At 47.4% G+C, this 14848-nt stretch carries 16 protein-coding genes; 12 read left to right on the forward strand and 4 right to left on the reverse strand.

Annotation, left to right across the window (positions count from 1 at the left end; genetic code table 11):
• The first annotated feature begins 33 nt into the window (after nt 1-33).
• Together BK126_RS29495 and BK126_RS19930 are read left to right on the forward strand one after the other, a co-directional pair.
• Nucleotides 34-186 (forward strand): hypothetical protein, encoded by a 153-nt coding sequence (locus BK126_RS29495; protein WP_179085575.1) that lies wholly within the window; start codon nt 34-36, stop codon nt 184-186.
• A gap of 107 nt (nt 187-293) precedes the next feature.
• The gene (locus BK126_RS19930; RefSeq protein WP_076314305.1) at nt 294-902 is read left to right on the forward strand and encodes a TVP38/TMEM64 family protein; all 609 of its coding nucleotides are present in this window, start codon (nt 294-296) and stop codon (nt 900-902) included.
• Here BK126_RS19930 and BK126_RS19935 read toward each other — a convergent pair.
• Both BK126_RS19935 and BK126_RS29500 read right to left on the reverse strand, forming a co-directional pair.
• A complete protein-coding gene (locus BK126_RS19935) occupies nt 878-1399 on the reverse strand; it encodes a cupin domain-containing protein (protein ID WP_076314306.1) in 522 nt (173 codons plus the stop codon). The genes BK126_RS19930 and BK126_RS19935 overlap by 25 nt on opposite strands.
• A gap of 138 nt (nt 1400-1537) precedes the next feature.
• Nucleotides 1538-1690 (reverse strand): hypothetical protein, encoded by a 153-nt coding sequence (locus BK126_RS29500; protein ID WP_179085576.1) that lies wholly within the window; start codon nt 1688-1690, stop codon nt 1538-1540.
• Nucleotides 1691-2503: 813 nt separating this feature from the next.
• Here BK126_RS29500 and BK126_RS19940 point away from each other — a divergent pair.
• The 8 genes from BK126_RS19940 to BK126_RS19975 all read left to right on the forward strand — a co-directional run bounded on the left by BK126_RS19940 (nt 2504) and on the right by BK126_RS19975 (nt 10437).
• Nucleotides 2504-2938: a DUF1641 domain-containing protein gene (locus tag BK126_RS19940; RefSeq protein WP_076314307.1), complete on the forward strand. Its 435-nt coding sequence runs from the start codon at nt 2504-2506 to the stop codon at nt 2936-2938.
• Between the two features lie 36 nt (nt 2939-2974).
• Nucleotides 2975-4156, forward strand: coding sequence for an NAD(P)/FAD-dependent oxidoreductase (locus BK126_RS19945; RefSeq protein WP_076314308.1), 1182 nt, complete (start codon nt 2975-2977; stop codon nt 4154-4156).
• A gap of 252 nt (nt 4157-4408) precedes the next feature.
• Nucleotides 4409-5053, forward strand: coding sequence for an SDR family oxidoreductase (locus tag BK126_RS19950; protein WP_076314309.1), 645 nt, complete (start codon nt 4409-4411; stop codon nt 5051-5053).
• Nucleotides 5054-5103: 50 nt separating this feature from the next.
• On the forward strand, nt 5104-5820 hold the full coding sequence (locus BK126_RS19955; RefSeq protein ID WP_076314310.1) for a response regulator transcription factor: 717 nt from the start codon (nt 5104-5106) through the stop codon (nt 5818-5820).
• The gene (locus BK126_RS19960) at nt 5817-7193 is read left to right on the forward strand and encodes a sensor histidine kinase (protein ID WP_076314311.1); all 1377 of its coding nucleotides are present in this window, start codon (nt 5817-5819) and stop codon (nt 7191-7193) included. The genes BK126_RS19955 and BK126_RS19960 overlap by 4 nt, the downstream gene beginning before the upstream one ends.
• A gap of 75 nt (nt 7194-7268) precedes the next feature.
• The gene (locus tag BK126_RS19965) at nt 7269-8048 is read left to right on the forward strand and encodes a PepSY domain-containing protein (RefSeq protein WP_076314312.1); all 780 of its coding nucleotides are present in this window, start codon (nt 7269-7271) and stop codon (nt 8046-8048) included.
• A gap of 179 nt (nt 8049-8227) precedes the next feature.
• The gene (locus tag BK126_RS19970; RefSeq protein WP_076314313.1) at nt 8228-8587 is read left to right on the forward strand and encodes a PepSY domain-containing protein; all 360 of its coding nucleotides are present in this window, start codon (nt 8228-8230) and stop codon (nt 8585-8587) included.
• 236 nt (nt 8588-8823) lie between these two features.
• Nucleotides 8824-10437, forward strand: coding sequence for an alkaline phosphatase family protein (locus tag BK126_RS19975; protein ID WP_076314314.1), 1614 nt, complete (start codon nt 8824-8826; stop codon nt 10435-10437).
• A gap of 1 nt (nt 10438) precedes the next feature.
• Here BK126_RS19975 and BK126_RS19980 read toward each other — a convergent pair whose 3' ends face one another.
• Nucleotides 10439-11473, reverse strand: coding sequence for a Leu/Phe/Val dehydrogenase (locus BK126_RS19980; RefSeq protein ID WP_076314315.1), 1035 nt, complete (start codon nt 11471-11473; stop codon nt 10439-10441).
• A 242-nt stretch (nt 11474-11715) separates the two neighbouring features.
• Between BK126_RS19980 and BK126_RS19985 the strand changes: the two genes are divergently transcribed.
• Entirely contained in the window at nt 11716-12231 is a 516-nt protein-coding gene (locus tag BK126_RS19985; protein WP_076314316.1) for a DUF2179 domain-containing protein, read from the forward strand.
• A 298-nt stretch (nt 12232-12529) separates the two neighbouring features.
• Nucleotides 12530-13963, forward strand: coding sequence for a pectate lyase family protein (locus BK126_RS19990; RefSeq protein WP_076314317.1), 1434 nt, complete (start codon nt 12530-12532; stop codon nt 13961-13963).
• A gap of 127 nt (nt 13964-14090) precedes the next feature.
• On the opposite strand, the gene BK126_RS19995 is transcribed toward BK126_RS19990, so the two are convergent.
• A complete protein-coding gene (locus tag BK126_RS19995) occupies nt 14091-14780 on the reverse strand; it encodes a GAP family protein (protein ID WP_179085577.1) in 690 nt (229 codons plus the stop codon).
• Nucleotides 14781-14848: the final 68 nt, after the last annotated feature.

A 14848-nucleotide genomic window follows, 5' to 3' on the forward strand; every position in this document is an offset into this window, starting at 1 on the left:
ATATCAAAGGTACAATAGAGAATAGGTGATAACATGATGAAATGTCATATTTGTGGTAAATCATTAAACGATGTCTTGGAGCATGTTGAACATATATTGCACGAGTGCAGTCAGATTCAGGCAGATCAAATGCTGCAAGCAGAGCATGAGCAGGAGCGGAATATGATCCAGCTTAGAAATAAATAAATGTAAACCTGCCGAGGGCAGGTTTTTTTATGGGCAGCGATGTTTTAATCGCGGGGAATAAGCTATACTATCTCTAAATTTACCAGAGTACCTGGGAGGCTTCTTTAATGTACAGTTGGTCCTTCACGGATATCATGTCCTATTTCACGGAAGAAAATATCATCATGCTGCTTGAACAGTTTCGTTCCTATGGACCACTGCCCGGCATTCTCATCACCTTTATGAAATCCTTTATCCCGCCGCTGCCAACCCTGCTGATCGTAGGAGCGAACGGGGCTGTATATGGCTGGGCTGGATTTATATATTCGTGGATTGGTCTGGTGGGGGGCAGCTTCCTGACGTTTCTTATCATCCGGAGAATCGCAACAACTTCCTATATCCAGCGTTGGACGAAGAAGCCCAAGGTTCAGAAGAGCTTGCGATGGATTCGCCGCAATGCGTTCAGCTATGTGTTCATACTGGGGATGTTCCCGATGGGGCCATTTGTACTGGTGAACATGGCGGCAGGCGCAGCTCAGATGCGCCCCGGTCTCTTCCTGCTCGCGGCAGGGCTCGGCAAAGGGATCATGATATTTTATGTGACTTATATTGGCACCAACCTGGAGGAGATTATCCAGCATCCGCTCATTCTGGTTGGCATCGTCATATTCATCATTTTGACCATTGTGGCGAGCAAAAGAATAGAAGCTTATTACACAGAATCTTCTAATCGGTAATAGGTGTGGAGCGGTCCGATCTTTCCAAATACCGGGTCTTGATCGGGCAAGGGAACTTGCTTGATGTCCTGAAGTACCTTGGGCCGCTCTCCAGCTTCGCCTGTATAGGTATCATACTGGATGCCGTCGGGATAACCGCCCACCACTTGAAAATCACGGCTTGCTTCAATCCTCTTATGGCCGGTGCCGGCAGGAAGAACGATCACATCCCCGGCCGCTGCTGTGACCACGATCCCTTGCTCTCCGCCAAGCTGCAGCTTGACCGATCCGCTGATCACACCGAGGACCTCATGTGTGTTGCTGTGATAATGATGATAGGGGAATACGCCGCCTGTCCAGGTGTTCTGCCAATTGTGGCTGTTGAATAGGGCTTCCGTTTCCTGTTCCCTGCCTCTTAGAACACCCGGATATAAGAGAACCGGTAAGTTTGGGTGGTTTGGGATGATGCCATCATCCTCGAAACGATAAGCCCGTGTCTTAAATTCGGTATGTGCCATGTGAGTTCTCCTCCTTCTGTTTGCTGTTAAAGTTCATATATGAAACAAGCCATGAACAAGGGATAACCTCTGGTCATGGCTTGTATGTGCAGTATGCGATAACGTTACTGCAGCTTTATTCTAACCCTTTTAGCAGGATTAAGACTGCTTCAGATTGTCCTCAGAGCGGGGATTCCAGTTCTCGGCTTGAGGCTCCACGTCCTCATGGTTTTTCATTTTGTCTACCTGCTCCTTGGAGTCCTTCTCCTTGTCCAATTGATTGCGTACCTCTTCGCTTGAATGTTGTTTCATCGCGAACGCCTCCTTGTTCTTAATGGATATAGTTATTACATACCCGGTCTGTAGAAAGGCAAACATGAAGCGGAGACGGGCCTATTTGATATCGGTAATAAACAATAAATAGCGAGCCGGGGACTCCATTCATTACAATTTATCCCCAGTACAATGTACATATCACATGTGAATGTTAATGTTATGACCAAATGCTGATTTTTCAGGTAATGGCGAGGGCGGGCCAGGGGACAATACCGAGATGATAAGACGGTTCGTGTGAGAACGCATGAGCAGTCTTATTTATTTTGTGAAATTTGGTGGAGTTAAAAATTAACAAGAGTGAGAATAAAACTTTATGGAAATTTTAAGCGGTATACGTTGATACATATAGTGATCAGCATGCTCTTTGACACCGCATATAGTAGCAAATATGAGAAAAAGCAAATTCATGGCTGGAGAACAGGCTTTTGCACGTCGTATTGACAAAAAAGGTGTATTTGTTACAATGTTCACAAGGTATTCACAATTGCCAAAATATTTATTTCATGTTCACGTGTAAGAAGTGTAATATTAGGGTATAGGATCCGTTTTTATGACCTGTTCGGTAAGTTTGTTATTGCGATGAATGATCATATTCGTGTCTGCAATAGATCCATGGAATACATCACACTTCTGCTGTAGAGCTGCCTGAGCCGCCCTTAGTGGCATCGGCTCTTTCTTTGTGTGAAAATTGTTACATTACAATCATGTAGTTCCTTGATCGACTAGATTGCTTAGCAGAAATGTCAGGCGAGCGGGCTTATAACCCAAAGTAAAGGAGGACGTTCTCTTATGTCACAACCGACGCAACAAGAAGTACCTGCTACAGGTGCTCCTCAAGCACAAAAAGATGTGCTCGATCAATTGATGAAGCCGGAGGTTCAGGAGTCTCTTACTGTTCTGGTTGAGAACTTGCCTAAACTGGCTGAAATGGTAACTGCAATGACTACAGCTTATGACTTTGCTCAAGGGCTGGCGAAGGACCAAGTATTCGTAAACGACATGAAAGTTGCCTTTGGCGAATTTACTACTCCAGTAGTAGAAAAAGCAAAAGGTGTTGCTTCTGCAGCCATCGAAGCTGGCGATCGCGCTCAAGCGGAACAGTCTTCTGTTGGCCTGTTCGGCATGCTCAAAATGCTGAAAGACCCTAACGTACAACATACGCTTCGTTTTGCTCAAGCTTTCTTGAACATTCTGAACGAGCGTCAGCAAAACAAACAAGACTAAGATTTTTTCATACGAAAGTAAGAACGGAGGATGGATATGTCGAAGCAAATTTTGATCCTGGGCGGCGGCTACGGCGGATTGCTTAGCGCACTTGCAGCGCGTCAATACCTGACTGCCGAAGAAGCGACCATTACGGTTGTGAACCGCTTCCCGACTCACCAAATCATTACAGAATTGCATCGTCTGGCTGCAGGTACAATCAAAGAGAAGGCTGTTGCTCTTCCACTTGAGAAACTGCTCCGCGGTAAAGACGTGAATCTTAAAATTGATACGGTTGCCGAAATCAAACCTGACGAGAACAAAGTCACAATGAAGAGCGGAACCATCTATAGCTATGACTACCTGGTTATTGCTCTGGGTAGTGAAACAGCATTCTTCGGTATTCCAGGACTTCAAGAGTACAGCTTTACGCTGAAATCTGTTGAAGAAGCGAACAATATTCGTGCTCACGTGGAAGCTCGTCTGGATGCATACAAGAAAACAGGCGAGAAAAAAGACGCTACCATCGTTATCGGCGGCGGCGGCTTGACAGGTATCGAGCTTGTTGGTGAGTATGCAGATGTGCTTACAGAAGTTTGCAAACAAAAAGGTATCAACCGCAGCGAAGTTGAGCTCTATAGTGTAGAAGCAGGTCCTTCGATCCTGGCAGGATTCCCGCCAGAGCTGGTTGAGCGTGCACAAACAAGCCTTGAGAAACGCGGCGTGAAATTCATCGTTGGCGTAGCGATCACAGAAATGCAAGAGCATACGGTATTCCTGAAAGACGGCAGCTCCATCGAGACAAGCACTCTGATCTGGACTGGCGGCGTTCAAGGTAATGCTGTAGTAGCGAACTGTGGTATTGAAGTGAACCGCGGACGTGCAACGGTAAAAGAAACACTGCATTCCACATCCCATGAGAATGTGTTTATCGCTGGTGACAGCGCAGTTGTTATTCCAAGTGAAGGCGCTCGTCCTTACCCTCCAACAGCACAGCTTGCTTGGCAAATGGGTGAGACGATCGGACATAACCTGGCAGCAACCATCAAGGGCGGCGAGCTTGAAGTCTTCACTCCAGTCTTCTCCGGTACACTGGGAAGCCTTGGACGTAAAGATGCAATCGCAATGCTTGGAGGAAGCCAGACTCGTCTGAAGGGTCTTCCTGCAACACTCATGAAAGAAGCAAGTAACATTCGTTACCTGAAACATATTGAGGGTCTGTTCGCTCTGGCGTACTAAGCTCCTCATCTAGAAGGCGTCCCTTAGGGGGCGTCTTTTTTTGTGTGTAGGCAGGTGCGTGCAATACCTGCAAACATATATTAAGATGAAAATTGTAATACAAAAGAGACAAACGGAGACAATAGACAATTACTGAACTTGTATCTCGAAATAAGGAATGCCATACACTGTTCAGTTTGGGTAATGAGATAGAAATGCCTTTATTTAACTTGAGGGTATGAATTTTTAATTAGGGAAGGGAGTTATTACATCATGAATGTACTCGTTATCGGAGCCAACGGCCAAATTGGAAGACATCTAGTATCTCAGCTAAAGGAAAACCCGGAGCATACTGTTCGCGCTATGGTTCGTAAACAAGAACAGTTAGAGGCACTTGATAAATCAGGGATAGAGGCGGTGCTTGCCGATCTGGAAGGCACGGTAGAGGAGCTGGCGGAAGCCATGAAGGGGAATGATGCCATTGTGTTCACGGCGGGATCAGGCGGAAGTACAGGGGCAGACAAGACCTTACTCATCGACCTGGATGGTGCGGTGAAGACGATGGAAGCAGCCGAGAAGGCAGGCATCTCTCGTTATCTTATGGTAAGCGCCCTCTATGCAGAAGACAGAACCAAATGGCCTGAGTCAATTAAGCCATACTATGTGGCCAAGCACTATGCAGATAAGTGGCTGGAGAATTCGTCCCTGAATTATACGATTATTCGCCCAGGAGGGCTGAAGAATGAGCCAGGGAACGGCAAAGTATCTCTGAATCCAGAGGCCGGAGAGAGCAGTATACCTCGCGAAGATGTAGCTGCTGTCATTGTCGCTGCGCTCGATGCGGACAACACGTATAGAAAGGCCTTCCCAATCGTATCCGGAACAGAATCTATTAACGAGGTGATTGAACAAATTTAGTCCTGTGATCTATGATGATATTCATATTTAAATGAAGCGGGGGAGTCGTCATGAATGCATCCATTCTCATTGTGGAGGATGAAGAGAAGATCGCTCGATTGCTTGAAATCGAGCTGGAGTATGAGAATTATAAAGTGCATAAAACGACAAGCGGCACGGAGGGGCTTGCGGCTTATCAACAAGGGGAGTATGATCTCGTTCTGCTCGATGTGATGCTGCCGGGACTGAGCGGAATTGAGGTGCTGCGTCGTATTCGCAGTCAAGACGAGCACACGCCGGTCATCTTGCTGACAGCGAAGGGTTCTGTGGAGGATAAGGTGTCGGGACTTGATCTGGGGGCAACGGATTATATAACCAAGCCGTTCCAGATTGAAGAATTGCTGGCTCGAGTACGGGCTGCGCTGCGTTTGAGCAGTAAGATGCAGCCGCAATCGGCAGCAGCTTCTAACGCCGGAGAGTTCGAGACGTGGCTCACAGCAGGTAATCTGCGTGTGAATGAGGCCACTAGAGAGGTCAAACGCGGGGAGGGCTCGATAGAGCTCACTCCCCGTGAATTTGATCTGCTTGTCTATTTGCTGCGCAATCAGCGCCAAGTCTTGAATCGAGAGCAAATTCTTGAATCGGTGTGGGGTTACGACTACATGGGAGATACGAATGTGGTTGATGTTTACATTCGTTATGTCCGCAAAAAAGTGGATCATGGCCATGAAACCGGACTTATACATACAGTGCGCGGTGTCGGATACGTGCTTAAGGCGGACGCATGAAGCTGAGAACGACGATTTACGTTTATACGTCCGTATTTTTTATGGTACTGCTTCTGTTGATTAACGCATTTATCTATATTCTGTTTGATCGCATGTCGATTAATACCCAGACAGCGCGTGCAGAGGCTGAAGCAAGTGCCGTTGTGGAAGGAATAAAGAACGCAGCGGTGAGCGTTGCTCCGGATGATCTCCTTCGCGCTTTTGTTCCGGCCGATGGCATGCTCCGTCTGGTACGGATGTCGGGCGAGGGACCTGTCGTAGCGTCTCCAAACCAGCAGCATCTGGGTCGCCTTGCAGTGACATACCATCCAAACAAGCTATCACAGGTCATTGAGGTCGAAGGAGCGAGGTATGTATTTGTATCGATGCCGATTATCTGGGTAGACGGTGAGGTCGTAAATATACAAATTACTGAAAGTCTGGCGAGCGCAGATAACAATCTGCGTGTATTGCGTAACGTATTATTTTCCGTCACAGTAGCCGCACTGATTGCGGTCATTATTTCCAGCCGTCTGCTTAGCGGAATTATTATCAAGCCGATATCAAGAATGATTGATACGATGAAAAATATTGAACAGGGCGGCGGATTTAAATCCATTGATCTAGAGAAGAAATCCAAGGATGAGCTCTTTGAGATGGGTAACACCTTTAATCGCATGATGGACAGGCTGGAGATGAATTATGAGAAGCAGGAGCAATTTGTATCCAATGCCTCTCATGAGCTCAAGACACCACTAACGGTCATTGAGAGCTATGCGAGTCTGCTTAAACGCAGAGGAGCAGAGCGGCCTGATCTGTTCAATGAGTCTGTTGAGGCCATTCATTCTGAGGCGGTAAGGATGCGCGAGATGACAGAGCAGCTGCTGCTCATGGCAAGACAGACTGAATCTGCAGGAGTGAAGCTGGAATCCTGTAATATTGCCGACATGACGCAGGACACAGCCCGGTCCTATCAGACGGCCTATCGCAGAGAGGTGAATGTGCATATCGAAGCCGCTGAAGCTGATGAGCAGATGTTCGCGATTACGGATCTTAATAAAGCCAAGCAGCTCCTTATTCTGTTCCTCGATAACGCGAGGAAATATAGTGAAGAGCACATTGATATCTATGTCGAGAAGGAAGAAGGTCATATTAAAGTATCGATTCGAGATTACGGTATTGGCATGTCGGACAGTGAGCTTGCCAAAGTATATGACCGCTTCTATCGTGTGGATCAGGCCAGAACACGTAAGCAAGGGGGATCAGGACTCGGGCTGTCGCTGGCCAAAGAGATCGCCGGCCATATTCAGGCAGAGATTGAGCTGAAGAGCCGTCCTGGAGAAGGTACAACGGCGATATTACGCTTCCCCTCCTTTCTCAGCAAATTCTCATAAAGCTCCGCTATAATGGCATACATAAGCCATATATGGCTGTGTTGTGATATGAAACTTAAGAGGGGTGTTCTCCTAATGAACGTTAAAAAGTGGGGTTTATATGGCGGTGTGGCTGCAATTCTGGTGTTAGCGATAGGTCTTTATTATTTTCAGCCATGGAATAAATCAGATATTTTATCAGCGGAGGCTGTATCCGAGAGTGTGACTCAGCAGTATCCAGGAACGATAGAGGAAAACAAGCTGCAGGGTGACGAGTATCACCTGCGTCTCGTTACGAAGACGGGTGACGAATACCGCCTAACGGTAGATGCGGAGAGTGGAAGCATACAAACCATTGAGCAGATTTCAGAGGGGGAAGTGGATACACCGGTACCTCAGAGCAGAGAAGCTATCAAGAAGGCTGTCCTGGCCGATACTCCAGGAAAGCTGCTGTTACTGGAGCTTGTCTCTGATTCCCCTGAAGGAAAATATTACAAAGCTGAGGTACAGACGAAAGATCAGATCGTAGAACTAAGGCTTGATCCGTACAGCGGGGAGGTTCTCTCCCGATCTGAAACAAAGCCTCAGAATCCCGATTCAGACAATAAACAGCCAGCTGAAACACAGGAACCGATCCGTCTGATCAGTGAACAGGATGCAATCGATATCGCGCTAGCCGAGGTGAAGGGAGAATTCGAAGACATCGAGCTGCGTGCCAGAGAATCGGATATTCCTTATTATTTGGTTGAAATTGAGAATGTGAGCGGTGAGGAGATGATCGTTCAAGTGCTTGCCATTACGGGTACGGTCAAATCTGTTGAGCATGAGGATGATTTTGATGACAATGACGATGATCAAGATGATGAGAACCAATAATCCTTTCTTTAGTACTCAGTTAACTAATCATTAGAGACGATTTCATGTAGCTGAGAAATCACTTCATTTTCTCATCAAATTCTAATCTTACTCTTTCTTTGCTCTCATTTTGCAGGGGTAAGATGGTGTTGTAAGGGAGAAACGAACAACCCAATAACACGAAATGGAGCTGATGAGTAATGAAGAAACAAGTCGTATTGAGCGGAGTTTTGGCAGTAGGTTTGATCGCTGGAGGGACGGCAATCTTCGCCGCAAGTAATACGGGAACAGGAACTGCAAGTACAACGGGAAATAGCGGGGTATCCTCATCCTCCTTCAACCCGGACACGATGATAAACTTCGGTGAGGCGAAGAAAGCAGCGCTGAAGGCAGCTGGGAATAAAGGTCATATCGATGATATCGATTTGGAGAGATATAATAACAAAGCCTTCTATGATGTAGAAATCGAGCAAGGCGACAAAGATGTTACCGTTCATATCGATGCTTACACGGGCGGCAAGGTGCTGTCTGTAGACAAGGACGAGCGTGACGACGATTAATCGAGAGTGAGTTGGTTAACAATTACAGCCTTATTAGATGTAGATGCATGATGGAAGGCCCTCACGAGTGAGGGCCTTTTTTTGATTTGAATAGCTAGATTAACTTAACAAAATATCCCTAGTAAGTTTCTTTATGCTGTGGCGAACGATAACAATGATGAATGATGCAAATGTTGAAGTTTATGCTAATTCATACGTTATACGTGAATCGACGGATAGAGGGGGTAAAGTGATACATGAGAGATCTACTGTGCAAGGTAATGATCATGGTTCTTATTCTAAGCTTGGCAACAGGGTGCCAGCATCAAAGCTCGCAATCCGAGGATCAAGATCTGCTGCACGTGAAGTCGGCGGACAGAGTTCAATCCAAGAAGGTTATATTTCTGCTGGTCGATTCGTTAATGGCAGAAGCCATTGATCAGGGTATCCGGCAGGGTGAGCTGCCAAGCTTCAAATACTTAATCGATCACGGCCAATATTACAGGGATATGGTTACCTCCTTTCCTACGATGTCGGTTTCTATTGACAGTTCTTTGCTGACGGGTACCTATCCTGATGAGCATCAAGTTCCAGGACTCGTGTGGTATTCCGAACAGGAGAAGAGATTGATCAACTATGGATCAGGTCCTGCGGAGATCTGGAATCATGGCATCAACAGAACACTAGCGGATGCTCTGATACATCTAAACGACAAGCATCTGAGCTCGCAGCATTCCACAATCTATGAGGATTTGGCACGTAAACATCTAAAATCCGGTTCAATAAACGGGTTGATCTACCGAGGGATGTCGGATCATACACTTCAGCTTCCCGCTTGGGTGTATGGACCGTCTTCATTGCCGCAGCAAATCCAGGTCAAGGGCCCGGATCTGCTATCTTTGGGGTCGATCGCCAATCCATTAGAGAAATCGTCCGGGGATACAACTGCGCATAATTTGCCCGATGGTCTCCCTGATCGGATGGGTCTTACGAACAAATACTCTGTAGAAGCAGTAAAATATTTGGTGAAGCAAAACAAGCTGCCTGATTTTCTATTTGCCTATCTTCCCGATTTGGATCAAAAAATACATAAGAGCGGCCCGCCTGGACTAAAGGGAGTCAAAGAAGTAGACAAGCAGCTTGACGGAATCCTGCAGGCTTTTGGATCGCGCGAGACAGCGATGGATAAGTCAATTATTATCATTGCGGGAGACAGCGGAATGACGAGACTGCTGCCGAAGGATCAGAAATCGGTGATTGATCTGCCCGATCTGTTCACAGGTTATCAAGTTCTTCGTGCCGGTAAGGAAGTCAATGACGAGACAGATATCATTCTCGCTGTGAATGAAACGATGGCTTATGTATATCCAAACCTTGCTGTGAAGTCCTATGAAGAATGGGCTCGTCTGATGACGATAGACCCTCGTATCGATTTTGTATCATGGCAGGAGGGTGAATGGATTCATGTACGCCAAGGGGGAACGAACAAGGAGCTTATGTATCGAGCTGGCGGGAGCCTTGCCGATCCCTACCAGCAGAATTGGACGATTAAAGAGGCGGGGAATGTACTGGATTTGAGCATAGATGAGGGGCGTGGATCGTTAAAATATGGTGACTATCCTGATGTGCTCCGGCGATTGTCTAGTGCACTTCACTCCCATCCAGGAGATTTCATGGTCGTCACAGCCAAGCCGGGATATGAATTGGCGGATCGCAGCTCACCGACACATGAAGGTGGCGGCGGGCATGGTTCCATCCGCAAGGACGAGTCACTCATCCCTCTAATTATATACGGAACGGATCAGAAGCCGCCTGAACATGTAAGGATTATTGATTTGAAAGGATTTGTGCTGCAGCTGCTCGCGGACTGAATTAAGCAAACTTGGCTTCGGCAATGGAATCGGCTGCAGCAGCCGTTGTAATGCCGTTCTTGCGAGCATAATCGTACAGATACTTAAGGGTATGGGGTATCTTCTCTACGGCTGCAGCCGCCCCCCGTGCCCCGGTTCCGGCAAGCTCTGCGCCGGTACTAAGGATTCCTCCTGCATTAATGGCATAATCAGGAGCATACAGAATATTTCGCTGCTCCAGCATATCGCACAGCTGTTCATCAGCCAGCTGGTTGTTAGCTGCACCGGCAATAATCCCGCAGGACAGCTGGGGAATGCTCAGATGAGTAAGTGTTCCGCCCATCGCGCAGGGAGCATAGACCTCACAGCTATGCAGATGAATATCGTCAGGTGAGACGGCTAATGCTTTGAATTCACGAACAGCTTGACTCATTTTTCCTGAATCAATATCAGATACGATCAGCTGAGCCCCGGCCTGATGAAGGCGCCTTGCCAAGGCATATCCGACTTTGCCCAGTCCTTGGAGCGCGACGCGGACTCCATTCATATCACTCAGTCCATATTTATGGGTCAGTGAAGTCTGAATGCCAAGAAATACACCATAGGCAGTCATTTCGGCAGTGAAGTTTCCGGTTGCTCCGAGCGTTCCGCTCTGATCGGTCACATGCCTCGTTTCACGATGGATCTGGTCCATATCGTGTGGAGTCGTGCCAAGATCAACCCCGGTAATGTACTCTCCGTGTAGTCTCTCTATGAATCGGCCGAGTGCAGCAAATGCTTCATCCCGCCTCATCCCAGCATGCTCCATGACTACGGCCTTGCCTCCGCCGTAGGGCAATCCGGAAATAGCCGCCTTATAGGTCATGCCTCTGGCGAGCTTCATGGCATCCTGGGCTGCCTCCTGCTCCGAAGCATACGACCATAAACGGCAGCCGCCTAGTGCCGGTCCCAGCTTGGTGCTGTGCAAGGCGATAACGGCTTTGAGACCACTCTTCTGATCCTGACAAAATACGAGCTGCTCCATCCCGCGGTCCTGCATTGCCTTCCAGAGATCCATGGCTGATGCGCCTCCTCCGTTGTTCTATCTGCACCTTATATTTGTCTAATATATTCGCATCGTCTCTTGAAAGCGCATGGACAGATGTACCGATTATTGGTGCTTCGCAGGAAACGGCTTGATTCAGTATAATGATACAGGTGTAATACAATTGGATATGCTGTATTTAGGAACATCGGATAAGGCACCGAATAAGAAGAGCGTATTGGGGCTTACAGCTTGGCAGACAGGAGTGTGATGACATGGGCACAACGTTGCTTTTTATTTTTGCAATCCAGATTGTATACGTATCGGCTTATACGCTGAGGATGATTCTGACGCTGAAGGGCCAGAAGTATATCGCGGCGCTCATCAGTATGGTCGAGATCGTTATTTATGTACTCGGATTAAATCTGGTGCTTAGTTACTTGGATCAGATTGCCGCCTTGGTCGTATATGCGGTTGGCTACGGTCTGGGTATCTTGATCGGGGCCTGGATTGAGGAGAAGATCGCTCTTGGCTATGTGACAGTCAAAGTGATCTGTGACCAGGCAAGAGGAACGATTGTAACCACGCTTAGAGAAAAAGGCTACGGGGTTACCTCGTGGCTCGGCAATGGACGGGACGGAGACCGGCTCGTGATGGAAATACTGGCGAAGCGTAAAAATCAGAAGAGGCTCTACCAGTCCATTCTGGAGCTGGATCCCAAGGCGTTTATTATTACGGTGGAGCCCAAGCAGTTCCATGGAGGATTTTGGACAAGATCTATTAAGCGATAACAGACTGAACTCATCTCAAAATGAGGATACCAAAAACAATGAGCTAAAGATTGCATGAGTATAAAGAGACTAAAAGCTTGTAAAGTCCAAGAAGTCCAATGAATCTAAAGCCTAAGAGCCTGGCGAGCACCATAGCGGTGTGAGCAGGCTCTTTTTCTATTACAGCGCATGTGAAGAAATGATTATTTTCCTGCTGAAGGAGTGCATTATCTAGCCCACAGCTGTTCTGCTGATTATTGTTGTAATCGCTTTCAGACGTTAAATTGAGAGCAATTCGAAACAGAGGAGGCAAGAAATAATGAAAAGAAAGCACAAACCTTGGAGGACGCTGTTTGCAGCGGTCATTAGTCTCGCGCTGGTCATAACGGTTGTTCCTCTACAACAGACGGCTGCAGCAGGAATTACAGATTATAACCTGACAGGCTTCTCGGCCGGGAATACGGGAGGGGGGATTGTCAGCGAGACCGACACAGCAAAATATCGAAAAGTTTATAATGCCACAGAACTGGCGGCCGCATTAAAGAAAGGATCAGGTGTCAAGGTAGTGGAGATTATGAACGACCTTAATCTAGGCTGGAACGAGCTTCCTGCTGCGGCTCAAACGTCGCCTTTTGCCGAGCATAATGATGCCTTGACTCACCCTGTGCTGAAACAGACGGGTGTCAGCAAGCTGACCATTGACGGATTTAATGGACTTACGATCTTCTCTGCAAATGGAGCTACAATCAAGCATGCAGCGATCAGCGTGAAGCGCAGCCAGAATGTGATCATTCGAAATCTAGAGTTCGATGAGCTATGGGAGTGGGATGAATCCTCTAAGGGGGATTATGACAAGAATGACTGGGATTACATTACCCTTGAGGAGACCAGCAAAGTGTGGATCGACCACTGTACGTTTCATAAAGCCTATGACGGGCTGGTCGATTCGAAAAAAGGAACAAATGGTGTCACGATCTCGTGGTCAGTATTCAAGGGTGATGACAGAAGCGCAAACAGCTGGGTTACACAGCAGATCAATGAACTGGAAGCAAACCGCTCCTCCTATCCAATGTACAATGATCTGCGCAGCACCGCGGTAGGTCTGAGCAAGGACGATATTATTGCCATCGCAGCCTCTCAGAAAAAAGGACATCTCGTCGGCTCGACTTCATTTGACTCCGGAAATCCAAGTCTATCGATAACATTGCATCATAATTACTACAAGGATATTCAAGATCGCTTGCCGCGCCTCCGGGGCGGAAACGCACATGCCTATAACATCGTTATGGACAGTGGAGATGCGAGGCTGGCCAAGCAGCGAATTACACCGGCGATGGCTGCTGCCATCTCATCCAAAGGATATAAGTTTGATGTAACGAGCAATGGAGCTATCTCAACCGAGGGAGGCGCTGTGCTCGTTGAGAAATCAAGCATCATCGGCATCCAGTATCCAATGCGCAACAACCAGACGGACCCATCCGATGCTTCGTACACAGGTAAAATTCGCGCCGTTGACACGATGTATTCACTTGATGGCTCCTCCTTCCGGGGCAGCAGTGATACAGCTGGCAGCCCGCTCGCACCTGTGCCTGCCCCAATTGTTCCGTTCAGCTGGAGCGGGATAACCTCGCTGCCTTACAGCTACACGATGGATGATCCTTCGACGCTCCAATCGAGACTCACGGGAGCGGCAGGAGCGGGAGCAGGCAAGCTGAGCTGGAGCAAGGACAATTGGCTGAAGACGGCTTATTAACTCTTGCACCAAGCTGGATGTTCCGTAAGCGTTTTGGCTTTAGCTGCACGCAACTGTTCCAGCTCAACTTCGTCCTTTTGTTTCATCCAGAAGTAATGGTTTGTCGTTACTCGTAGCGAAGAGACTCCTAGATATAGTGCAATAATCTTCTTAAACAGTCGGTCAACAACCAACTTGAGAAACCTATTAGTAAAAGCGGCATTGCAATGGCTATTGTCGCGTTCATCACACGTTTGAATTTCACTTCGAATAATTGGTATCGGCTATTGTCCAGTTTAACAAACACAATATAGACAAGGATCATAGGTAAAATATATAGAAAGCTGTATATCAGAAGAAACAAAGGCTCTATTGTCGTCTGGTTCTCCAGTGTTGCGAGCGTGGCAATAAATGCACCGTACGGTAACGCAGTAGGCAGGTCGACTAAGGTTGACCCAGCCGCAAGGAGAAGTAACGACACGGGATTTACAAAGCGTGCTGACCGCCCGACCCAATCTGGCAGCGGAACTTTTCGTTTCCACCTCATCCACGACCGCCATGCTAAGGTAATGCCGAAACCCAGCATAAGAACGGCTGCTGCCAATTCCAGCCAGCCAATGAAGGGTTCCACTTTAACCATAATGCTCATTATAAGAGGCGCAACAAATCGTTCCGCTCCCCAGAGAGACAGAAGGCCAAACAAGAAATAAATGAAAAAAGTAGCTCCGATATAATACCAGGCATGCTGTCGCCTCGTTACCAGCGGCATGAGAAGTATCATAGTGGCGATCGTAGACGGATTCAGACTATCCAGCAGCCCCCATCCAATCATCGACATGATAATTGTCACCATTGTTCCATCTCCAAGTCGTAAGTGAAGTTTTGATGATGAAAAAATAATACCGT

Origin of the sequence: Paenibacillus sp. FSL H7-0326, assembly GCF_001955535.1 — a bacterium.
In the GTDB taxonomy this organism is placed as follows: domain Bacteria; phylum Bacillota; class Bacilli; order Paenibacillales; family Paenibacillaceae; genus Paenibacillus; species Paenibacillus shunpengii.